General features: G+C 58.7%; 23 protein-coding genes. 11 read left to right on the top strand and 12 right to left on the bottom strand.

The features are described from left to right. Positions 1-34: 34 nt before the first annotated feature. A complete protein-coding gene (locus CKW32_RS02650) occupies positions 35-1,897 on the top strand; it encodes an FAD/NAD(P)-binding protein (protein ID WP_095183979.1) in 1,863 nt (620 codons plus the stop codon). Between the two features lie 373 nt (positions 1,898-2,270). Beyond that, positions 2,271-3,896 (top strand): glucan biosynthesis protein D, encoded by a 1,626-nt coding sequence (locus tag CKW32_RS02645; protein WP_095183978.1) that lies wholly within the window; start codon positions 2,271-2,273, stop codon positions 3,894-3,896. 51 nt (positions 3,897-3,947) lie between these two features. Here the strand turns inward: CKW32_RS02645 and CKW32_RS02640 are convergent, their stop codons facing one another. The 3 genes from CKW32_RS02640 to CKW32_RS02630 all read right to left on the bottom strand — a co-directional run bounded on the left by CKW32_RS02640 (position 3,948) and on the right by CKW32_RS02630 (position 7,538). Beyond that, positions 3,948-4,133, bottom strand: coding sequence for a hypothetical protein (locus CKW32_RS02640; protein ID WP_032891743.1), 186 nt, complete (start codon positions 4,131-4,133; stop codon positions 3,948-3,950). Between the two features lie 271 nt (positions 4,134-4,404). Continuing rightward, entirely contained in the window at positions 4,405-5,511 is a 1,107-nt protein-coding gene (locus CKW32_RS02635) for an NADH:flavin oxidoreductase/NADH oxidase (protein WP_032891746.1), read from the bottom strand. A 125-nt stretch (positions 5,512-5,636) separates the two neighbouring features. Continuing rightward, positions 5,637-7,538, bottom strand: coding sequence for a potassium transporter Kup (locus tag CKW32_RS02630; RefSeq protein WP_032891749.1), 1,902 nt, complete (start codon positions 7,536-7,538; stop codon positions 5,637-5,639). Positions 7,539-7,894: 356 nt separating this feature from the next. On the opposite strand from CKW32_RS02630, the gene CKW32_RS02625 reads away from it, so the two are divergent. The 6 genes from CKW32_RS02625 (at position 7,895) to tsaA (ending at position 12,395) form a co-directional block, all read left to right on the top strand. Next, a complete protein-coding gene (locus tag CKW32_RS02625; protein WP_095183977.1) occupies positions 7,895-8,272 on the top strand; it encodes a cytochrome c in 378 nt (125 codons plus the stop codon). 195 nt (positions 8,273-8,467) lie between these two features. Next, entirely contained in the window at positions 8,468-9,808 is a 1,341-nt protein-coding gene (gene rimO, locus CKW32_RS02620) for a 30S ribosomal protein S12 methylthiotransferase RimO (RefSeq protein WP_046384502.1), read from the top strand. A gap of 103 nt (positions 9,809-9,911) precedes the next feature. Next, positions 9,912-10,385: a GNAT family N-acetyltransferase gene (locus tag CKW32_RS02615; RefSeq protein ID WP_032891753.1), complete on the top strand. Its 474-nt coding sequence runs from the start codon at positions 9,912-9,914 to the stop codon at positions 10,383-10,385. 71 nt (positions 10,386-10,456) lie between these two features. Then, the gene (locus CKW32_RS02610; protein ID WP_032891755.1) at positions 10,457-11,167 is read left to right on the top strand and encodes an rRNA pseudouridine synthase; all 711 of its coding nucleotides are present in this window, start codon (positions 10,457-10,459) and stop codon (positions 11,165-11,167) included. A gap of 67 nt (positions 11,168-11,234) precedes the next feature. Beyond that, a complete protein-coding gene (locus CKW32_RS02605) occupies positions 11,235-11,696 on the top strand; it encodes a DUF1456 family protein (protein WP_032891756.1) in 462 nt (153 codons plus the stop codon). A gap of 3 nt (positions 11,697-11,699) precedes the next feature. After that, a complete protein-coding gene (tsaA, locus tag CKW32_RS02600) occupies positions 11,700-12,395 on the top strand; it encodes a tRNA (N6-threonylcarbamoyladenosine(37)-N6)-methyltransferase TrmO (RefSeq protein WP_032891757.1) in 696 nt (231 codons plus the stop codon). A 151-nt stretch (positions 12,396-12,546) separates the two neighbouring features. On the opposite strand, the gene fpr is transcribed toward tsaA, so the two are convergent. Further along, positions 12,547-13,326 carry a ferredoxin-NADP reductase gene (gene fpr / locus CKW32_RS02595; protein WP_003189055.1) on the bottom strand — a complete coding sequence of 260 codons (780 nt, stop codon included), beginning with the start codon at positions 13,324-13,326 and terminating at the stop codon, positions 12,547-12,549. 123 nt (positions 13,327-13,449) lie between these two features. Here fpr and CKW32_RS02590 point away from each other — a divergent pair, with 123 nt between their 5' ends. Continuing rightward, positions 13,450-14,376, top strand: a complete 927-nt coding sequence (locus CKW32_RS02590) for a LysR family transcriptional regulator (protein ID WP_026013711.1) — start codon at positions 13,450-13,452, stop codon at positions 14,374-14,376. A gap of 3 nt (positions 14,377-14,379) precedes the next feature. Here the strand turns inward: CKW32_RS02590 and CKW32_RS02585 are convergent, their stop codons facing one another. The 3 genes from CKW32_RS02585 to CKW32_RS02575 form a co-directional block, all read right to left on the bottom strand. Continuing rightward, entirely contained in the window at positions 14,380-14,742 is a 363-nt protein-coding gene (locus tag CKW32_RS02585; protein WP_032891758.1) for a diacylglycerol kinase, read from the bottom strand. Between the two features lie 75 nt (positions 14,743-14,817). Further along, positions 14,818-15,468, bottom strand: a complete 651-nt coding sequence (gene erdR / locus CKW32_RS02580; protein WP_032891760.1) for a response regulator transcription factor ErdR — start codon at positions 15,466-15,468, stop codon at positions 14,818-14,820. Positions 15,469-15,720: 252 nt separating this feature from the next. After that, positions 15,721-16,440, bottom strand: coding sequence for a tRNA-uridine aminocarboxypropyltransferase (locus CKW32_RS02575; RefSeq protein ID WP_095183976.1), 720 nt, complete (start codon positions 16,438-16,440; stop codon positions 15,721-15,723). A 179-nt stretch (positions 16,441-16,619) separates the two neighbouring features. Here CKW32_RS02575 and CKW32_RS02570 point away from each other — a divergent pair, with 179 nt between their 5' ends. Both CKW32_RS02570 and CKW32_RS02565 read left to right on the top strand, forming a co-directional pair. Further along, the gene (locus CKW32_RS02570) at positions 16,620-17,057 is read left to right on the top strand and encodes a PA3611 family quorum-sensing-regulated virulence factor (protein ID WP_095183975.1); all 438 of its coding nucleotides are present in this window, start codon (positions 16,620-16,622) and stop codon (positions 17,055-17,057) included. A gap of 291 nt (positions 17,058-17,348) precedes the next feature. Then, on the top strand, positions 17,349-18,461 hold the full coding sequence (locus CKW32_RS02565) for a TIGR00730 family Rossman fold protein (RefSeq protein WP_095183974.1): 1,113 nt from the start codon (positions 17,349-17,351) through the stop codon (positions 18,459-18,461). A gap of 211 nt (positions 18,462-18,672) precedes the next feature. On the opposite strand, the gene recX is transcribed toward CKW32_RS02565, so the two are convergent. The 5 genes from recX to CKW32_RS02540 all read right to left on the bottom strand — a co-directional run bounded on the left by recX (position 18,673) and on the right by CKW32_RS02540 (position 21,793). Beyond that, complete coding sequence (gene recX, locus CKW32_RS02560; RefSeq protein ID WP_032891766.1) at positions 18,673-19,140, bottom strand: recombination regulator RecX; 468 nt, start codon at positions 19,138-19,140, stop codon at positions 18,673-18,675. A gap of 8 nt (positions 19,141-19,148) precedes the next feature. Further along, positions 19,149-20,207 carry a recombinase RecA gene (gene recA, locus CKW32_RS02555; protein ID WP_032891767.1) on the bottom strand — a complete coding sequence of 353 codons (1,059 nt, stop codon included), beginning with the start codon at positions 20,205-20,207 and terminating at the stop codon, positions 19,149-19,151. 84 nt (positions 20,208-20,291) lie between these two features. Then, positions 20,292-20,792: a CinA family protein gene (locus tag CKW32_RS02550; protein WP_095183973.1), complete on the bottom strand. Its 501-nt coding sequence runs from the start codon at positions 20,790-20,792 to the stop codon at positions 20,292-20,294. A gap of 188 nt (positions 20,793-20,980) precedes the next feature. Next, entirely contained in the window at positions 20,981-21,427 is a 447-nt protein-coding gene (locus tag CKW32_RS02545; protein WP_256585215.1) for a hypothetical protein, read from the bottom strand. Between the two features lie 21 nt (positions 21,428-21,448). Next, entirely contained in the window at positions 21,449-21,793 is a 345-nt protein-coding gene (locus CKW32_RS02540) for a phage holin family protein (protein ID WP_032891769.1), read from the bottom strand. Positions 21,794-22,314 lie beyond the last annotated feature (521 nt).

The following is a 22,314-nucleotide window of genomic DNA, read 5'->3' as shown; positions in this document are numbered from 1 at the left end:
GGTCCTACAACAATAAAATCTCAGGTTCCCACCAATGGACATCACCCGCCGCGACTTCCTCAACGGCGTCGCCATTACCGTTGCCGCAGGCATGACCCCACTGCAACTGCTCCAGGCCGCACCCGATGGCCGCTACTACCCCCCTGCCCTTACCGGCCTGCGCGGCAGCCATGTCGGCTCGTTCGAAGTGGCTCACCAGATGGGCTGGGAAAAGAAAGTGTTCGACACCGAGAAATTGCCGATCACCGAGGATTACGACCTGGTGGTGGTCGGGGGTGGCTTGAGCGGTTTGTCGGCGGCATGGTTCTACCGGGAAAAGCACCCCAAGGCGAAGATCCTGATCCTGGAAAACCACGACGACTTCGGCGGCCACGCCAAGCGCAATGAATTCCAGGCCGGTGGCCGCATGATCATCGGTTACGGCGGCAGCGAGGCGTTGCAGTCGCCGAACCATCTGTACAGCAAGGAAGTGAACGGGCTGTTGAAGAAGCTCGGGGTTGATATCAAGCGCTTCGAAACCGCCTTCGACCGCCAGTTCTACCCCAACCTGGGCCTGTCGCGCGGTGTGTTTTTCGACAAGGAAAACTTCGGCGAAGACAAACTGGTGACCGGCGACCCGACGCCCATGGTGGCCGACGATATTGCGCCGGACCAACTGCATGCGCGGTCCATCAGCGACTTCATCAATGACTTCCCCCTGCCTGCAGAGGATCGCCAGGCGCTGATAGACCTGCACATGGCGCCAAAGGACTACTTGCCAGGTAAGACTGCCGAAGAAAAGGCCGACCATCTGGCGGCGACCAGCTACCGCAATTTCCTGCTCAAGGACGTAGGGTTATCGGAAGGCGCGGTGAAGTACTTCCAAAGCCGTACCAATGACTTCATGGCGCTGAGCATTGATGCCGTGGCAGCGGCCGATGCCTATAGCGTAGGTTTCCCGGGGTTTGCGGGCATGAACCTGGCACCGATCAGCGAAGAAGCCGCAGCGGAAATGGAAGAGCCCTACATCTACCATTTCCCGGATGGCAACGCCTCGGTGGCGCGGTTGCTGGTGCGTAGTCTGATCCCAGGCGTAGCACCGGGGCACACCATGGACGACATCGTGCTGGCTACCTTTGACTACGCCAGGCTCGACCAACCCAAGGCGCCGGTACGGCTGCGCTTGAACAGCACCGCCGTCAGCGTGCGTAACGTCGATGGCGGTGTGCATATCGGCTACAGCCGCGGCGGCCAACTCGCACAGGTGCGCGGCAAGCGCTGCATCCTGGCGTGCTACAACATGATGATTCCGTACCTGCTCAAAGACCTGCCAGCGCCCCAGGCCCATGCCTTGAGCCAGAACGTGAAATACCCGCTGGTGTACACCAAGGTGGTAATCCGCAATTGGCAGTCCTTCCAAAAACTGGGGGTGCATGAGATTTACGCGGCGACCCAACCGTACAGTCGCATCAAGCTGGACTACCCGGTGAGCATGGGCGGCTACGATCACCCACGGGACCCGACGCAGCCGATTGGCCTGCACATGGTCTACGTGCCCACCAGCCCCAACAGCGGTATGAACGCCCGCGACCAGGCACGCGCCGGGCGGGGCAAGCTGTATGGGCAGACGTTCGAGCAACTGGAGGCGCAACTGCGTGACCAACTGCAACGCATGCTCGGGCCGGGTGGGTTCAAGCACGAGACGGATATTCTGGCGATCACGGTCAACCGTTGGTCACACGGGTATGCGAGCTTCTCCAATAGCTTGTTTGATAACGCAGATGAGAGCGAAGCGTTGATGAATCTGGCGCGCAAACCTGTAGGGCATGTGAGCATCGCCAACTCGGATGCGGCGTGGAGTGCGTACGCCCATGCGGCGATTGATGAGGCTTTTCGGGCAGTGAGAGAGGTGGGCTAAGTCGAAATAGCGTGGCTAAAAGAAGTCTTGTGGTGAGCGGGCTTGCCCCGCGCTGGGCTGCGACGCGGCCCTGAAGCCAAATGCCGCACGTTTTCAGACGGCCTGTGTGGTTTTCATGGGGGCCGCTTCGCGCCCCAGCGCGGGGCAAGCCCGCTCACTACAACAGTACGCAACTCACCTGACGACACAACTTGTTTCATATGCAACGCCATCACACAGCCATCAATCATTTTTCCTACACCATCGAACCGCTTAAGCTATCCGGCGTCTGTTTAATGTCCGTTGCGTTTGGTCGAAGGCATGTCCGAACCGTTATTTCTGATCCAGCACGTGCCAGGAACGGCGCGGGATTTGCTCACGACAGGTTGTCTCTATGCACCGCAGGAATTTGCTCAAAGCGTCCATGGCCATTGCGGCTTACACCGGTTTGTCGGCCAGCGGCCTACTGGCCGCGCAGGCCTGGGCCGGGAACCGTGCCGCCGACGGCAAGGCCGTGGCGTTCGATTTCGACGCACTGAAAGCCCAGGCCAAGCAACTCGCCGGAACCGCGTATAAAGACACCAAACAGGTGCTGCCGCCGACCCTGGCGACCATGACCCCACAGAATTTCAACGCCATTGGCTACGACGGCAAGCATTCGCTGTGGAAAGAGTTGAACGGCCAGTTGGACGTGCAGTTTTTCCACGTCGGCATGGGTTTCAAGACACCGGTGCGCATGCACAGCGTTGATCCGAAAACCCGTGAAGCGCGTGAAGTGCACTTCCGCCCTTCGCTGTTCAACTATGAAAAAACCACCGTCGACACCAAACAGCTGACCGGCGACCTGGGTTTCTCCGGCTTCAAGCTGTTCAAGGCACCGGAGCTGGACCGCCATGACGTGCTGTCGTTTCTCGGCGCCAGCTACTTCCGCGCGGTGGATTCCACCGGCCAATACGGCCTGTCGGCCCGAGGCCTGGCCATCGACACCTACGCCAAAAAACGCGAAGAATTCCCTGATTTCACCCAGTTCTGGTTCGAAACTCCAGACAAGGACGCCACGCGTTTTGTGGTCTACGCCCTGCTTGACTCGCCAAGCGCCACCGGCGCCTACCGCTTCGATATCGACTGCCAGGCCAACCAGGTGGTGATGGCGATCGACGCCCATATCAATGCGCGTACTGCCATCGAACAACTGGGCATTGCCCCTATGACCAGCATGTTCAGCTGCGGCACCCACGAGCGCCGGATGTGCGACACCATCCACCCGCAAATCCACGACTCGGACCGCCTGGCGATGTGGCGCGGCAACGGCGAGTGGATCTGCCGCCCGCTGAACAACCCCGCCAAGTTGCAATTCAATGCATTCGCCGACAAAGACCCGAAAGGCTTTGGCCTGGTGCAGACCGACCATGAGTTCGCCAGCTATCAGGACACTGTGGACTGGTACAGCAAGCGCCCAAGCCTGTGGGTCGAACCGACCACCGCCTGGGGCGAAGGCTCCATCGACCTGTTGGAGATCCCAACCACCGGCGAGACCCTGGACAACATCGTGGCCTTCTGGACCCCGAAGAAGCCGGTGGCTGCGGGTGATTCGCTGAACTATGGCTACAAACTGTACTGGAGCGCCTTGCCACCGGTGAGCACACCATTGGCCCAGGTCGACGCGACCCGTTCCGGCATGGGCGGTTTTACCGAAGGTTGGGCGCCGGGTGAACATTACCCGGACGTATGGGCGCGCCGTTTTGCCGTGGACTTCAAGGGCGGTGGCTTGGACCGTTTACCGCCAGGCACAGGGATTGAGCCCGTGGTGACTTGCTCCCATGGTGAAGTGAAAGACTTCAGCGTGCTGGTGCTCGATAACATCAAGGGCTACCGCATCCTGTTCGACTGGTACCCGACCAGCGACAGCGTGGAACCGGTGGAGCTGCGCCTGTTTATCCGAACCCAGGACCGCACCTTGAGTGAAACCTGGCTGTATCAGTACTTCCCGCCGGCACCGGACCAGCGCAAGTACACCTGATTCAACTGTGGGAGGGGGCTTGCTCCCTCCCACACGCGTTCCACGTCGACTCTAAAACCGCGACACGCTCTTCATCGCCCCAATCAGATAACGCATCGCCACCTGATCGCTCTCGTTCAGAGCGCGATACTGCGCCAGCAACTCGACCTCATCCAAACTCAACCGGCGGCTACGCAAGGACACCCTGCGGGTCAAAAAAGACGCCACCAAACCTGCTACTCCATAGGACTTGGCCATGGACTGTTTCTCCTGATATCAATCAAATACTCCCGGCGCCCATTAACCATCTCCCGTGAAGCGCAATGCCTCCGTGGACAAACAGACTGACTCCCTGGGCCAGAAATCGGTCTTACCCTAAGCGTAGAAACAATCTCGTTACGTGTGGGATTTTTTTAGAGTATTCACTTAAAAAATTACTTCGGTAACAAATACCTACAGTGCCATCCCACAGCAACAGGCAAAAAAAACCCACCGGCTCAGGGTGGGTTTAGATGGAGCCCGCGAAGGATCAATCCCTCAAGTCAGACTCATGAATCGGTTGATCCCGATGGGTCGCGCGTTGGTACTGAGCCGGCCAGATTGCTTTGCGCCCGCCCAAGTCATCGTCGGCGTGCAACGGCCAGTACGGATCGCGCAGCAGTTCACGAGCCAGGAAGATGATATCGGCCTGGCAAGTGCGCAGGATGTGCTCGGCCTGAGCCGGTTCGGTGATCATGCCCACGGTCCCCGTGGCGATGCCCGACTCCTTGCGCACGCGCTCGGCGAAGCGCGTCTGGTAGCCCGGCCCGGTAGGGATCTCGGCATTGGCGGCGGTGCCACCGGAGGATACGTCGATCAGGTCCACGCCCAGGTCTTTGAGGCGGCGTGCCAGTTCCACGGTTTCATCGGGGTTCCAGCCGTCCTCCACCCAGTCGGTGGCCGACACCCGTACGAACAGCGGCAACTCCTGAGGCCAGACTTCACGCACGGCCTTGGTCACCTGAAGCACCAGCCGGATACGGTTTTCAAAGGAGCCGCCGTATTGGTCCTGCCGCTGATTGCTGATGGGTGACAGGAATTGGTGCAACAGATAACCGTGAGCCGCGTGAATTTCCACCACCTCGAAACCCGCGGTGAGCGCACGTTTGGCAGCGGCGACGAAGTCAGCGATCACTTGCTGGATCTGCGCTTCGTCCAGTTGCCGCGGTTGGGTGTGTTGAGGGTCAAAGGCAATCGGCGATGGACCTACCGGTACCCAACCACCGTCCTCCGGCTTGACGCTGCCATGCTTGCCGATCCACGGCCGATGGGTGCTGGCCTTGCGCCCGGCGTGGGCCAGTTGGATGCCAGCCACCGCGCCCTGGGCGGCGATAAAACGGGTGATGCGTTGCAGCGGTTCGATCTGTTGGTCGTTCCACAAGCCCAAGTCCTGTGCCGTGATGCGGCCATCGGCAGTCACGGCGGTGGCCTCGGTGAAAATCAGCCCGGCGCCGCCGACGGCACGACTGCCGAGGTGCACCAGATGCCAGTCATTGGCCAGTCCATCGTCACTGGAGTATTGGCACATCGGCGAGACGGCAATGCGGTTCAGGAGGGTCAATTGGCGCAGGGTATAGGGTTCGAGCAGCTGACTCATGGCGCACCTCTTCTGGGTTCTATGGGCACTGTTCAACAGTGCTTAGAGCCTAGTCGACAACGATCGATTGCACAGGGTTCAGACGGAAAGCGGGAGCCGATTGCCGGCTCCCGTGCAGCAGATACTTACATCTCGACCTGGGTGCCCAGCTCGATCACCCGGTTTACCGGAAGTTTGAAGAAGCGCAGGTTGCCGTTGGCATTCTTCAACATGAATGCAAACAAGGCTTCGCGCCAGCGCGCCATGCCTTCGATTTTCGAGGCAATCACCGTCTCGCGGCTGAGGAAGTAGGTGGTGCGCATTGGGCTGAAATCCAGATCATCCAAGTGGCACAACTTCAGCGCTTCGGGCACATCCGGCTCGTCGGTGAAGCCGAAGTGCAGGATCACGCGGAAGAACCCTTCCCCGTAGGAATCCACCTCGAAACGCCGCGACGCCGGGACGCGCGGGATGTCTTCATAGACCACCGTCAGCAGCACCACTTGCTCGTGCAATACCTGGTTATGCAGCAGGTTGTGCAACAGCGCATGGGGCACGGCATCGGGCCGCGCGGTGAGGAACACCGCCGTGCCCTGAACCCGATGGGGCGGCTGCACGCGAATACTGCTGATAAAGATCGGCAGCGGCAGGCCGCCTTCGTCGAGACGTTCCACCAGTAATTGCTTGCCGCGCTTCCAGGTGGTCATCAACACGAACAGCACGATCCCCGCGATCACCGGGAAGGCGCCGCCCTGGATGATTTTCGGTACGTTGGCCGCGAAATACAGCCCATCCACCAACAGGCAGCAGAGCAGTACCGGCACGGCCAGCACTGGGGGCCATTTCCACAGCAGCAACATCACCGCCGAGACGAGGATGGTGGTCATCAACATGGTGCCCGTCACCGCCACACCGTAGGCCGAGGCCAGTGCGTTTGAGGACTCGAAGCCCAGCACCAGCAGGATCACGCCGACCATCAGCGACCAGTTCACCGCGCCGATATAGATCTGGCCCTGTTCGGCACTGGAGGTGTGTTGAATGTGCATGCGCGGGATGTAACCCAGTTGGATCGCCTGGCGAGTCAAGGAGAACGCGCCGGAAATCACCGCCTGGGAAGCAATCACCGTCGCCAGGGTCGACAGAACCACCAGCGGGATCAGCGCCCAGCTCGGCGCCAGCAGATAGAACGGGTTGCGCGCGGCTTCAGGATCGCCCAGCAGCATGGCGCCCTGGCCGAAATAGTTGAGCACCAGCGCCGGCAACACCAGGATGAACCAGGCGCGGGCAATGGGCTTGCGGCCGAAATGGCCCATGTCGGCGTACAGCGCTTCGGCGCCCGTCAGTGCCAGCACCACGGCACCCAGGATGGCAACGCCAATGCCTGGATGAGCCTCGAAGAAACGCACGGCCCACATCGGGTTCAATGCCTTGAGCACTTCGGGATGCTGGCTGATGCCATAGATACCCAGCCCGCCCAGCACCAGGAACCAGGTCACCATCACCGGCCCGAACAGCTTGCCGATGCGATCGGTACCGTGTTTCTGGATCAGAAACAGCGCCACCAGCACCACCAACGCAATCGGCACAACCCATTTTTCCAGGCCGTCGAACGCCAGCTCCAGGCCTTCTACTGCTGACAACACCGAAATCGCCGGGGTGATCATGCTGTCACCGTAGAACAGCGCCGCCCCGCACAGGCCACACACGACCAGGAAACTGCGCAGCTTTTTACGCTCCCCCGCTGCCCGACGTGCCAGTGCGGTCAGGGCCATGATGCCGCCTTCGCCCTGGTTGTCGGCGCGCAGCACGAACAGCATGTATTTGATCGAAACGACCCAGATCAGCGACCAGAAGATCAGCGCCAGGATCCCCAAGACACCGTCATGGTTGACCTGAACCCCATACCCCCCGGTGAACACCTCTTTGAGGGTGTAGAGCGGACTGGTCCCGATATCGCCGTAAACCACCCCGACCGCCGCCACCAGCATGCCGATCGGCTTGGTGTTTGAATGCTCGGCACTTGCTGCCTGACTACTCGCGTGACCCATCAACCACTCCTGCCCTTTGACCTGAGGTCTCTTATAAACAACGCGCCTAAGCTGACCCTAGCATGCGCTGTTTTACTTCTCGTAACAGACGTTTTATTGACCCAAGGTTTTTACCCGTGCGCAACGGCGCGAAGCATAGCGCAGCACTCGTCACATTTCCCTGCATAAAGCTGGTCAAGTGAATTGCCCGTGGCTAGCATCGCGCTCTTTTCGATCACAGAGGCCTACAGCACTGGTTCGCTGCCTGGCCGTGCGCGATCGGCCATACACAGAGGTCGGACGTGCCCTGCCCGTCACCAACGCCAGGCCCTGAACTTGCCCTCGATTCAGATCCAGCTGATACAACAAGGACGTCTATGAGAAGAGTATTTATTGCTTCGCTGGCAGTGTTATCGCTGGCTCAAACATCACTGTCCTTCGCGGATAACCTCAACGGAAAAAATATCTACCTACAGCGATGCGCCATGTGCCACGGAGCGGACATCAAAGGCACGGGACCCTTGGCCAGTAAGAGCAACCCTCCGACACCAAACCTCACCACACCCGCGTTCAAGAAACGACTTAAGGATTATCCGGGCGTAATTGTGTCGTCGATAATACTTCGACCCAATGGAGACCTGATTCCAAAAACCTTGCGAGAGAACGGTGTGAAGCTGCCACCGTTCGCTTGGCGGATTAATGATCTGCGCGATTTGAATCAGTACATGACGGGTGTGATTTCAATGAGTCGGTGAGCTTGAGGTAAGCGTTGGGCACTTATAGAACACGCCGGCCAGCAAAAGAGCACTCGTCGCATTTCCCCGCATAAAGCTGGTCAAGTGCGCTGCCCATCGCTAGAATTGCGCACTTTTTGATCAGAGGCACACCAAGTGCCCGTCCACCGCCTTGTCGTGCCCGACTGGCGGCGTCATTCAATACCGAGGTTAGACATGTCCACCACCATCGCAAAAGCCAACCCTAAGGTTGGCTTTGTTTCCCTGGGTTGCCCGAAGGCTCTGGTCGACTCCGAGCGCATCCTCACGCAACTGCGTATGGAAGGCTATGACGTTGTGTCCACTTACCAGGACGCCGACGTGGTGGTGGTCAACACCTGCGGCTTTATCGACTCGGCCAAGGCAGAGTCCCTGGAAGTGATCGGCGAAGCCATCAAGGAAAACGGCAAGGTCATCGTGACCGGCTGCATGGGTGTGGAAGAAGGCAATATCCGCAACGTGCACCCGAGCGTGCTGGCCGTGACCGGTCCGCAGCAGTACGAGCAGGTGGTCAATGCCGTGCACCAAGTAGTGCCGCCGCGCCAGGATCACAACCCGCTGATCGACCTGGTGCCGCCGCAAGGCATCAAGCTGACCCCGCGCCACTATGCGTACCTGAAGATTTCCGAAGGCTGCAACCACAGCTGCAGCTTCTGCATCATCCCGTCGATGCGGGGCAAGCTGGTCAGCCGCCCGGTCGGTGACGTGCTCGACGAAGCCCAACGCCTGGTCAAATCCGGCGTGAAAGAGCTGTTGGTGATCTCTCAGGACACCAGCGCCTACGGCGTCGACGTGAAATACCGTACCGGTTTCTGGAACGGCGCGCCGGTGAAAACCCGTATGACCGAACTCTGCGAAGCCCTCAGCAGCCTGGGCGTGTGGGTGCGCCTGCATTACGTTTACCCGTACCCGCACGTAGACGAACTGATCCCGTTGATGGCTGCCGGCAAGATCCTGCCGTACCTGGACATCCCGTTCCAGCACGCCAGCCCGAAAGTCCTGAAGGCGATGAAACGCCCAGCCTTCGAAGACAAGACCCTGGCGCGCATCAAGAACTGGCGCGAGATCTGCCCGGAGCTGATCATCCGTTCCACCTTCATCGTCGGCTTCCCCGGCGAAACCGAAGAAGACTTCCAGTACCTGTTGGACTGGCTGACCGAAGCCCAACTGGATCGCGTCGGCTGCTTCCAGTACTCCCCGGTGGAAGGTGCTCCAGCCAACCTGCTGGACCTGGCCGTGGTGCCGGACGACGTCAAGCAAGACCGTTGGGAGCGTTTCATGGCGCACCAACAGGCGATCAGCTCGGCGCGCCTGCAATTGCGTATCGGCAAGGAAATCGAAGTGCTGATCGACGAAGTCGACGAGCAAGGCGCGGTTGGCCGCTGCTTCTTCGACGCGCCGGAAATCGACGGTAACGTGTTTATCGACGATGCCAGCGGTTTAAAGCCGGGCGACAAGGTCTGGTGCACCGTGACCGACGCCGACGAATACGACCTGTGGGCCGAAAAGCGCGACTAACGCTGTAAAAATTTAAAAAAGCCCTGCTTCTGGACAAGATGCGGGGCTTTTTTACGTCTATCGTTTTGCCCATCAGCACCGATCACAGCAAGGGGCAGCGGGCATGCGTCAGCATTCGATTATCCATACACCTAAAATCAGCGACTACGCGGAGTTGGCGCGGATCTGGGAGGATTCGGTGCGGGCCACTCATGACTTTTTACCCGAGAGTTACATCGTACTGCTCAAGGGGCTGGTGCTGACCCGCTACCTGGACTCGGTGATGCTGATCTGCACCAAAGACTCACGCCAGCGCATCACCGGGTTTGCCGGGGTTGCGGCGGGCAAGGTGGAGATGCTGTTTATCGACCCGCAGCACCGTGGTCAGGGTCTTGGCCGACAGCTGCTGTGGTATGCGATCGAGCACATGAATGCCCAAGCGCTGGACGTCAACGAACAGAACCCACAGGCCCTGGGGTTTTACTTGAAACTCGGGTTCGAGGTGATCGGACGCACGGAGCATGATGGCTTGGGCCAACCTTATCCGTTGCTCCATATGCGTTTGCACCAGCTACAACAGCAGGAGCGTCAGGGCTAAATGAAATGGGGCCGGGATTAACCGCGCCCACACAGGTACAATAGCCGCCCCCTTTTGTTACGGCCCTTGTCATGACTGACCCCATACGCCTCTCCAAACGCCTTATCGAACTGGTCGGTTGCTCCCGTCGGGAGGCTGAGCTGTTTATCGAAGGCGGCTGGGTCTCGGTGGACGGTGAAGTGATCGACGAGCCGCAGTTCAAGGTCACGACCCAGAAAGTCGAACTCGACCCGGACGCCAAGGCGACAGTGCCTGAACCGGTGACCATTCTGCTGCACGCCCCTGCTGGCGTGGATGCCGAGACAGCCATGGCCTCGATCAGCGCCGAAACGCTCTCCGAAGAACACCGTTTCAGCAAGCGCCCGCTCAAAGGTCACTTCCTGCGCCTGACCGCCAGCGCCGACCTGCAAGCCAAGGCCAGCGGCCTGTTGGTGTTTACCCAGGACTGGAAGATTCTGCGCAAGTTGACCGCCGATGCCACCAAGATCGAGCAGGAATACGTGGTAGAGGTCGAGGGCGACATGGTTGCTCACGGCCTCAACCGCCTCAATCACGGCCTGACCTACAAGGGCAAGGAGCTGCCAGCAGTTAAAGCCAGCTGGCAGAACGAAAACCGCCTGCGCTTCGCGATGAAAAACCCGCAGCCAGGCGTGATCGCGCTGTTCTGTGAAGCCGTTGGCCTGAAGGTCGTGGCGATCCGCCGCATCCGTATCGGCGGCGTGTCCATCGGCAAGGTGCCGGTCGGTCAATGGCGTTACTTGTCCGGCAAAGAGAAGTTCTAAGCCGCTCCCCTTTTCTCGACACCGCCTGATGGGCGGTGTCCTCAGTTGAATACCAGGACTGCCCACCATGATTCACAACGACGTACTGCGCAGCGTGCGCTACATGCTCGACATCAGCGACAACAAGATGGTCGAGATCATCAAGCTCGGCGGCATGGACGTAACCAAGGAAGACCTGCTGACCTACCTCAAGAAAGATGAGGAAGAAGGCTTCGTGTTCTGCCCGGATGAGGTCATGGCGTACTTCCTCGATGGTCTGGTGATCTTCAAGCGTGGCAAGGACGAAAGCCGTCCGCCGCAGCCGATCGAAACCCCGGTGACCAACAACATCATCCTGAAAAAGCTGCGTGTAGCCTTCGAACTGAAGGAAGACGATATGCACGCCATCCTCAAGGCTGCCGAGTTTCCGGTGTCCAAGCCGGAGCTGAGCGCGCTGTTCCGCAAGTTCGGCCACACCAACTACCGTACCTGTGGCGACCAGTTGCTGCGCAACTTCCTCAAGGGCCTGACCCTGCGGGTTCGTGCGTAAGCCATGAGCTATCAGGTCTCACCCGTCGGCTTCGTACGCTCCTGCTTTAAGGAGAAGTTCGCCATTCCGCGCCAACCACAACTGGCGCCAGCGGCCCGAGGCGTGCTGGAACTGGTGGCGCCGTTTGACCAGGGTGAGGCAGTGCAGGGCCTGGAGCAGGTCAGCCACGTGTGGCTGTTGTTCCTGTTTCACCAGGCCCTGGAAGACAAACCACGCCTCAAAGTGCGCCCGCCACGCCTGGGCGGCAACACGTCCATGGGCGTGTTTGCCACCCGTGCGACCCATCGGCCCAATGGCATCGGCCAGTCGGTGGTGAAGCTGGACAAGGTGGAACCGGGCCGACTGTGGATTTCCGGGATTGATTTGCTCGATGGCACGCCGGTGTTGGATATCAAGCCGTATGTGCCATATGCCGATAGTGTCGCGGACGCCACCAATGGCATCGCCAGTGATGCGCCGAACCTGATTGGCGTGCAATGGCTGAAGACCGCCCTGCTGCAAGCACAAGACCACGCTCAACGCCTGGGAGAGCCTCTGGTGGAGTTGATTGATCAGTGCTTGGCGCAGGATCCACGGCCGGCGTACCAAAAGCCTGGGCCTGAGCGCGAATATGGCGCGCAGTTCTGGGACGTGGATGTGCGCTGGCACTATCCCGAGGCGGGGATGATTTGTGTGCTGGAAGTACTCCCAGCCAACTGAATAAACCGGAAGCAAAATGTGAGAGGGGGCTTGCCCCCGATAGCGGTGTGTCAGTCAGAGATGTATCAACTGACACTCGCTCATCGGGGGGCAAGCCCCCTCTCACATTTGGATCTTCTTTGTTGCTTGGTCAGCACATGGGCTGACGGGATTACTTCTCGACGAACGCACGCTCGATCAAGTAATCACCCGGCTCACGCATGCGCGGCGAAACTTTCAGGCCGAAGCTGTTCAACACTTCGCTGGTTTCATCCAACATGCTCGGGCTGCCGCACAGCATGGCGCGGTCGTCCTCGGGGTTGATCGGCGGCAGACCGATGTCGCTGAACAGCTTGCCGCTGCGCATCAGATCGGTCAGGCGGCCTTCGTTTTCGAATGGCTCGCGGGTCACGGTAGGGTAGTAGATCAACTTGTCACGCAGGGCCTCGCCGAAGAATTCGTTCTGCGGCAGGTGCTCGGTGATGAACTCGCGGTAGGCGACTTCGTTGACGTAACGCACGCCGTGGCACAGGATCACTTTTTCGAAACGCTCGTAGGTTTCCGGGTCCTGGATCACGCTCATGAACGGAGCAAGGCCAGTACCAGTGCTGAGCAGGTACAGGTGTTTGCCTGGCTTCAAATCGTCAAGCACCAAGGTACCTGTCGGTTTTTTGCTGATGATGATCTCGTCGCCTTCCTTCAAGTGCTGCAATTGGGAAGTCAGCGGGCCATCCGGCACCTTGATGCTGAAGAACTCCAGATGCTCTTCCCAGTTCGGGCTGGCGATGGAGTAAGCGCGCATGAGCGGGCGGCCGTTGGGCTGTTGCAGGCCGATCATCACGAACTGACCGTTCTCAAAGCGCAGGCCCGGATCGCGGGTGCACTTGAAGCTGAACAGAGTGTCGTTCCAGTGATGAACACTGAGGACACGCTCGTGGTTCATGTTGCTCATGTACGGGTAACTCCTGGAAATGGGTCTGCGCCAAATGTAGCTGCGCAATTGCACAGCATTCTAATGGCGGCGACAATATCTGTTAACTGGATTATTAAGATAAGGGTTATCGGTTATATAGATATGCGATTTACTCTCCGTCAACTGCAAGTCTTCGTCGCCGTCGCCCAGCAGGAAAGCGTCTCGCGCGCTGCTGGCCTTCTGGCCTTATCTCAATCGGCAGCCAGCACCTCGATTACGGAGCTGGAGCGTCAATCCAGCTGCCAATTATTCGACCGCGCCGGTAAACGCCTGAGCCTCAACGCCCTGGGCCATCAGCTTCTGCCCCAGGCAGTAGCGCTGCTGGACCAAGCCAAGGAGATCGAAGACCTGCTCAACGGCAAGTCCGGCTTCGGCTCTCTAGCCGTCGGCGCGACCCTGACCATCGGTAACTACCTGGCCACCCTGCTCATCGGCAGCTTCATGCAGCAGCACCCCGAGAGCCAGGTAAAGCTGCATGTGCAGAACACTGCCAATATCGTGCATCAGGTTGCGCACTACGAAATTGACCTGGGTCTAATCGAAGGCGACTGCAGCCACCCCGATATCGAGGTGCAAACCTGGGTGGAGGATGAGCTGGTGGTGTTTTGCGCGCCTCAGCATCACCTAGCCAAGCGCGGAGTGGCCACCATGGAGGAGCTGACCCACGAGGCGTGGATTCTGCGCGAACAGGGCTCAGGCACACGCCTGACCTTCGACCAGGCCATGCGTCATCACCGCAGCGCGCTGAACATCCGCTTGGAGCTTGAGCACACCGAGGCAATCAAGCGCGCCGTGGAGTCGGGATTGGGAATTGGCTGCATCTCGCGCTTGGCACTGCGCGACGCGTTCCGCCGTGGCAGCCTGGTGCCGGTTGAAACCCCTGACCTGGACCTTGCGCGGCAGTTTTACTTCATCTGGCATAAACAAAAATACCAGACCTCGGCGATGCGCGAGTTTCTGGAGCTGTGCCGCGCATTCACCGCTGGGGTTCAGCGCAGCGACGAGATCGTGCTGCCGAACATCGCTTGATCGTTAGATCAGGATCACGGCCCACACCAGGGTAATCATGGTCAGTGCCACAAATTGCGCGGCGCTGCCCATGTCCTTGGCGTTTTTCGACAGTGGATGGCGGTCCAGGGAAATGCGGTCGATGGCTGCTTCTACGGCCGAGTTGAGCAATTCGACGATCAAGGCCAGCAGGCACACTGCAATCAGCAGCGCCCGTTCGACACGACTGACGTTCAGGAAAAAGCTTAGCGGGACAAGGATGACATTCAGCAACACCAACTGCCGGAACGCGGCCTCGCCAGTGAACGCTGCGCGCAGGCCATCCAGGGAATATCCCCCAGCATTGAAGATACGTTTGATACCGGTTTGACCCTTGAAAGGCGACATAGACGTAGGCAACTGAACCAAAGAAGTGGGGAAACTAGATCACGCAAAGTCAAAAAAGCGTGAATCGATAACAGCTCAATGCTGCGAAATTGACTCAAGTTGTTGCAAGAGCAGCGCCGCCTGGGTCCGCGTGCGCACCCCTAGCTTCCGGAAGATCGCGGTCACATGGGCCTTGATGGTCGCTTCCGACACGCTCAGCTCATAGGCAATCTGCTTGTTCAACAGGCCTTCACAGACCATGGTCAACACCCGGAACTGCTGGGGCGTAAGACTCGCCAAGCCATCACGGGCGGCCTTGGCTTCGTCAGACACGTTAATTTCTTCAAACGCTTGCGGCGGCCAGGACACATCACCGTCCAGCACCTTACGTACGGCGCTCTGGATATCTTCCATGGCGCTGGACTTGGGGATAAAGCCACTGGCGCCAAACTCCTTGGAGCGAACCACCACGTCAGCGTCTTCCTGCGCCGAGACCATCACCACGGGAATTTGCGGGTATTGCCCACGCAGCAGCACCAGCCCCGAGAAACCGTAGGCGCCAGGCATGTTCAGGTCGAGCAGCACCAAGTCCCAGTCGGATTTTTCGGTGAGGCGGACTTCCAGCTCGGCAATGCTGGCCACTTCAACCAGACGCACATCCGGGCCAAGGCCCAGCGTTACGGCCTGATGCAGCGCACTGCGAAACAGCGGGTGGTCATCGGCTATCAGGATTTCGTATGTGGCCATTGATTAAATGATCCTGTTTTTTATGGCTGCCTTGATGGGTTCAAGGTTCGCCAGTACACAAGGCAACGGCCAGGCAGCCATCGCCACAGGGCACGTTCAACGTCAAAAGCACGTGACACGACGTCGAAAATTCACGGTTGCGCCCCAATCGGCGCCCAGCATGCCCAGCGTAGCCTAGGGGGTCAAGCACTACGCCCGAGGGCATTTTAGCGGGGTGCAGGCTTACAGTGCCATCATGCCAACGTCGCCTGGCTATACCGCGGGTATATAGGGCGCAAGACGGGTATGGACGGCATCGGTCGCATCCAGAGGCATCTGGAACTTGGCGGCCAGGTAATGGGTGCTGAACACATCGAGGTAGGCATCCAGCACTTCGCTGGCAAGCCCATCGCCAGCCAACTCCAGGCAGAGCGCTGCGACTTCGGCGGTACAGAAATGATCATCACGTTTGGAGCGGCGCAGTTTGTAGCGTGAGAGCTGCTCGGGCGCCAGGCTCAGAACGGGTAAGTGCTCCAGATACGGGCTTTTGCGGAACATCTTGCGCGCCTCACTCCAGGTGCCATCGAGCAGGATGAACAATGGGCGCTTGCCCTGCGTCACGATGACTTCGTTGACCACCCGTTCCGGCGCCACAAATTCGCCGGGAAATACGATATACGGCTGCCATTGCGGGTCAGCGAGCAGGGTGAGCAAATCCGGCTCGACTTCGGTGCGAGCCCAAGCGAAGGCAGTGGTGTCGTCAATGACGTCGGCGATCAGCCAGCCGGTGTTGCTGGGTTTCATCGGTTCAACATCGTGCATCAGCAGGCACATCGCGGACCGGGCCTCGACTTTCGGGCGCCAGGCACAGAGACAGTACTCGGGAATCACCCGGCAGCCGGGGCAGCGTTCGGCACGGGAGCCTCGGTTGACGAAGGGCTTAATGGCGCGCGCAAGACGCTGGGTACGCAGACGGGAAACGGCATGGCTCATCGGATGCGCCGCAGGAACGGGTAAATCGACACGGATAGAACTCGTGAAAGGCTGAGATGGCCGCAGTTTACCAGCGATACGCCTGGCTGTAGTGGCAAGGGGTCACCTATAATTGCGCGCCACTGAACGCACAGCGCAGTGGCTGGTCTATGCACCAGTAACCGAATCAGGAGAGTTTCATGCTGCGTTCCATGCTGCGCCTTGTCGTCCCATCCATCGCACTTGCGCTGGTATTGCCTGTGGGCGCACATGCGGCCTCGCTGCTGGAGGCCCAGATGAACAGGAAACTGCAAAGCGTCGCGGCAGAAAGCAACAAGGATCTGCCCCGGGAAATCGATGAAAAAACCCTGGAAGTGGCCTACACCGTTGAAGGCATGCAGTTGATCGATCACCTGAGCGTCATGTCCGACCGTGCCGAGCAAATGCGCGCTAACCCCAAGGCTGTGTATTTCCAACTGGGGCAAAGCGTGTGCCTGAACAAAGGCTACCGCGAGCTGATGGCCAAAGGCGCCGTGATGCGCTATGAAATCACCGAGAACAAAACCAACCGCCCTGTGGCTTCGGTAAAGTTCGTGGAAACGGATTGCCCGGCTCCGGCGAAGAAGAAGAAGAAGTAATTCAGCCTGACCTTCGCGCGCTGCTATTCAGTGGCGCGCACTCCCCCGCTGCAACTCCCCTCAGACGGCTAGACTCACTGTTGAGCAACCAATAAGCGGTTGCCAGCCAAGGGTTTTTCGGCCCATGATCAAGCCATCCCGACCGCTCGCTCACAGCATTTCTGATGCTGTTCTGTAACATTTTCAGGGCAAAAGAAGGTTGCCCCCTGCGGCAAGCAGCGACACATGCAGTGTCGTAGCCTCCGGCGAACATCTCGTCGGTTACCCGGCCCTGCAAGAAGGAGAAGTTGAATGCCTTACGAACCGAATGACAGCCTGCTCCAGCATTTTGAAAAAAATGGGGCCGACCTCACGCAGCAGGTCGAAGCCCAACTCCAACTGATCGCCCCCGACAGCCCGAATATCCCTCTGTATCGCGACATGATCCTCACCGTGCTGCGCATGGCACAGGACGACCGCAATCGCTGGAATGCCAAGATCACCTTGCAAGCCATACGTGAACTGGACAACGCCTTCCGTGTGCTCGAACAGTTCAAGGGCCGACGCAAGGTCACCGTATTCGGCTCGGCACGTACCCCTGTGGAAAGCCCCCTGTATGCATTAGCCCGGGAAGTAGGCGCAGCACTGGCGCGCTCGGACTTGATGGTGATTACCGGCGGAGGTGGCGGCATCATGGCGGCGGCACACGAAGGCGCCGGCCTGGAGCACAGCCTGGGGTTCAATATCACCTTACCGTTCGAACAGCACGCCAACCCGACCATTGATGGGACCGAGAACCTGCTGTCCTTTCACTTCTTTTTTACCCGCAAACTGTTCTTCGTCAAGGAAGCCGATGGACTGGTGCTATGCCCAGGCGGCTTCGGCACCCTCGATGAAGCACTGGAAGTGCTGACACTGATCCAGACCGGCAAGAGCCCACTGGTACCGGTGGTGTTACTGGATGCACCCGGTGGAGGATTTTGGCAAGGCGCCCTGGATTTTATCCGCAGCCAGTTGGAAGCCAATCGCTATATCTTGCCTACCGACCTCAAGCTGGTGCGGCTGGTGTACAGCGCTGAAGAAGCAGTGGAGGAGATCAATCAGTTTTATGCCAATTTCCATTCCACGCGCTGGTTAAAGCGCGAGTTTGTGGTGCGTATGAATCACCCGCTCAGTGATCGGGCGCTGGCCCACTTGCAAAGTGAGTTTGCCAGCCTGCGATTAAGCGGCGAGTTTCAGCAACTCGCGTATACCGGTGAGGAGCATGATGAAGCGAGGTTCAGCCATTTGACGCGACTGGTGTTCAACTTTAATGGACGAGACCAAGGCAGACTGCGGGAGTTGGTGGATTACATCAATTTGCCGGAGAACTGGGCGCAGGCTCAGGGGAAGGCGCAGCAGCGAGTGGCGCCAGAGCCGGCTTGATTTTTTTAGCGCAAAAAAAGGCCCACTATTTTCATAGTGAGCCTTTTTTGGTGGTGTTTCAGTGGAAATGGGAGGCGAGCGATTGCGGTGATTGGGGCTGATGCGCAGCCCAGCGCAGGGCAAGCCCGCTCACCACAACATGCTTGCTCTACACAAAAAACCTGCTCACCAATACAAACCCGCAAAAATGAAAAGCACGCTCAACACAGTTTCAGTCGTCCATATCTCGGCCGCTGAACAAACGATTGATCATTTCCATCGAAAACCCGCGGTAACTCAAGAAGCGGCCTTGCTTCGCACGCTCCCGGGCATCAATAGGCAGATGGCCGGAGAACTTGCGACGCCAAGTATCTTCCAACTGCGACTGCCAACTAATCCCGCACTCACGCAACGCAAGGTCGATATCGGCACGCTGCAGGCCACGCTGGCTCAGCTCTTCGCGAATACGCGCAGGGCCATAGCCGGAACGGGCTCGATAGGAGACAAAACTTTCGAGGTAACGGGATTCCGACAGCAGCCCTTCTTCCGTTAACCGGTCAAGGGCCGTATCAATCATCTCAGGATCTGCGCCGCGCTGACGCAGTTTGCGCGTCAGCTCGACTCGACCATGCTCGCGTCGAGCGAGCAGGTCCATAGCAGTGCGCCGAACGGCGACGAGTGTATCCAGCACAACAGTCATCGTTTGCTTCAGACGTCAGTGTCGGCTTCTTCCACTTCTGCAACCGGCTCGCGGTTGGCAGCAGCTTTCACGTCGGGAGCTGCAGTCAGCAACTTGTCGCGGATCTGCTTCTCAAGTGTGGCGGCGATATCCGGGTTATCTGCCAGGAACTTGGCCGAGTTAGCCTTGCCTTGACCAATCTTGCTGCCGTTGTAGGCATACCATGCACCGGACTTCTCGACGAAACCGTGCAGCACGCCCAGGTCGATCATTTCGCCGTTCAGGTAAATACCCTTACCGTACAAAATCTGGAATTCAGCCTGACGGAAAGGCGGGGCCACTTTGTTCTTAACGACTTTAACGCGGGTTTCGCTACCGACAACCTCGTCGCCTTCCTTCACCGCACCAGTACGGCGGATGTCCAGACGGACCGAAGCGTAGAACTTCAACGCATTACCACCGGTGGTGGTTTCCGGGCTACCGAACATCACGCCGATCTTCATACGGATCTGGTTGATGAAGATCACCAGGCAGTTGGCATTCTTGATGTTACCGGTGATTTTACGCAGCGCCTGAGACATCAGACGGGCTTGCAGGCCCACGTGCATATCACCCATTTCGCCTTCGATTTCAGCCTTGGGTACCAAGGCAGCCACGGAGTCGACCACAATCACGTCGATGGCATTGGAGCGCACCAGCATGTCGGTGATTTCCAGGGCTTGCTCACCGGTGTCCGGCTGGGATACCAGCAGGTCATCAACATTGACACCCAACTTGCCGGCGTATTCAGGGTCCAGGGCGTGCTCGGCGTCGACGAACGCGCAGGTGGCGCCCATTTTTTGCGCTTGAGCAATCACCGACAGGGTCAGGGTAGTTTTACCGGAAGATTCAGGACCGTAGATTTCAACGATACGGCCTTTTGGCAGGCCGCCAATGCCGAGTGCGATGTCCAGACCCAGAGAGCCAGTGGAGATAGCCGGGATCGCCTGACGGTCGTGATCGCCCATACGCATTACGGCACCCTTGCCGAATTGACGTTCGATCTGACCCAGGGCCGCAGCCAAGGCTTTCTTCTTGTTGTCGTCCATTAAAGTCCTCACGTAATCAATAAGGCCGGGGCGGCCAACACCTGTATAAGTAGACAGTATTGTTCCACAAAGATTGGAGATCGCCTACCCCTGATTTTCTATTTCTGCTGCAGCTCGTCGCAACAAGCCCTCAAGCGCGGCCTTTACCGTTTGTCGGCGGACCTCATCGCGGTTGCCCGGGAAGTGCGCGAGCTCGGCCGTGACCTCATCACCCACACCAAAGGCCAGCCAGACAGTGCCTACCGGTTTGCCCGGCGAACCGCCGTCAGGCCCCGCAACGCCGCTGACTGCAACAGCGAATCGCGACAGGCTTTTTTCCTGCGCACCGCGCACCATGGCCTCCACCACTTCCTGGCTGACGGCGCCCACTTTCGGAAACAATGTTTCCGGCACATTCAACTGCCGGGTCTTCTGACGATTAGAGTAAGTGACGTATCCGGCCTCGAACCATGCCGAACTCCCGGGGATCCGCGTAATAGCTTCCGCAATCCCGCCACCGGTGCAGGACTCCGCCGTGGTGACATGAGCATTGAGCACCTGTAAACGGCGACCCAGTTCGGCGGCCAATTGAGTGATTTCCTTCACGGTCGTCTCCAGAAGTTAGCGGGCATTGGCCTACCCTACAGGAGCAAATACCCCGTGCAAGCGACATACAGAATGGAGAGACTAGCGGGCGACGGCGCGCATACTTAAAACGGGCAAAGAAATGCCTGCTCCAAGGCGGGCTCCCGGCACGATTTGAGCGGGTTGGGGCAGCGTGATCACCATCAGTTTCATCCTGAAAAAGACGCGATGTCGACACCAGGGCCGAGGTAGAGGGTTTGAGTGAAGGATACGGTCCAACTGATGTAGTCCGTTTCGGCACCACTGAGTGGGGACGGCGCGGCGACGATCGACGTAGGCAAGTCGCACTGATCAGGCGCAAAGCCCCAGCGGTTATCCAAGGCCAGATCCATCAGTTGGCTGGCCAAATCACAGGCGTCAAAGGGCGACGACACGCTCGCAACCGTGGCCCTGAGTGAGACCGACAAGGCCTGTGCCTTGCGCCCTTCAAGGGAACGTTCACCGGGGCCATTACGTTCCACGCTGATCAACACGCGCGTCCTATTCTCGGCATCGGTCAAGGTATGGCGATTGCCTACACGCAACCGTGGAAAGGCGCCCTTCAGCGCGTCCCCGATCGCCACAGGCAGTTGAGGCGTATTTTTGAGAAGTGTCATTACATTGCGTCCTTGCAACAGTTAATGCTGATCAGGCCCAGAGGGCGGCACTTCGTTGACCCCGATGCGCTTTGCCGCCCAACGTTCATAAAGCCCGATTGCCACGTCAGCCCCCGCCATGGCGGTAAGGCAACCAATGGCGCCGGCGGTCCAGATCGACATGCCGGCGGCGTAGCACAGCATCAATGCCGAAACCCCGCAGACCATGCACGCGCCGGACCGCAGCGCCAGGCGCCGCATCAGGGACCAACCGCGGGCGCCCTCCTTATCGGCACGCCACATTTCGCCGGATACACCTCCGATCAGGGCCAGTACGATCACCAGCCAGATAGGCATTTCCGCCAACACTTGCAGCTCGTTTGTCATTTCACGCCTCCTGGCTGATCAATGCCGGCAACGTGCCGGCGTTCGGGTAACTCCATGTGTCGGTAGGCATTCCAAAAAGCCCGATTGCCCAGGCTTTTCAGTAATAACCTCCTCAACCCTTCGGCGCTGCTTGCGCGGTACGGATTTTTCCTCGATGTTTTTCCGACCATGATCCATGTCTGCGGGAGAACTGCTTCGGGCTTTACGCTGCACACCCGGACCAGTTGCCAACTCTCTGAACCTTTAAGGCCGGCCTATCTCTGCTTGTCTTGTTGAAGCGATGTCACTAAAAAGCGTCGGCGTCCTTGCCGGTGTTGCCTGGCATCCCTGCCATCGCTTTTGTGGCGTCCTTGCCAATATTGCATGCCTTCCTTGTCTTCCTCAGCAGCATCCTTGCCGCCTCCACCAGACCTCGTTGGCTGGCTTGAGATGAAGAGTATGACTGGATGGATATCCAGTCAATGCATTAATGCATTTATTTTCAAAGTATGAATGCGCTAATGCATTTATAGCCTCATGGG

It is taken from the genome of Pseudomonas sp. Irchel 3H9, assembly GCF_900187495.1.
Taxonomy (GTDB): domain Bacteria; phylum Pseudomonadota; class Gammaproteobacteria; order Pseudomonadales; family Pseudomonadaceae; genus Aquipseudomonas; species Aquipseudomonas sivasensis.
This window is presented reverse-complemented; position numbering and strand designations above follow the sequence as displayed.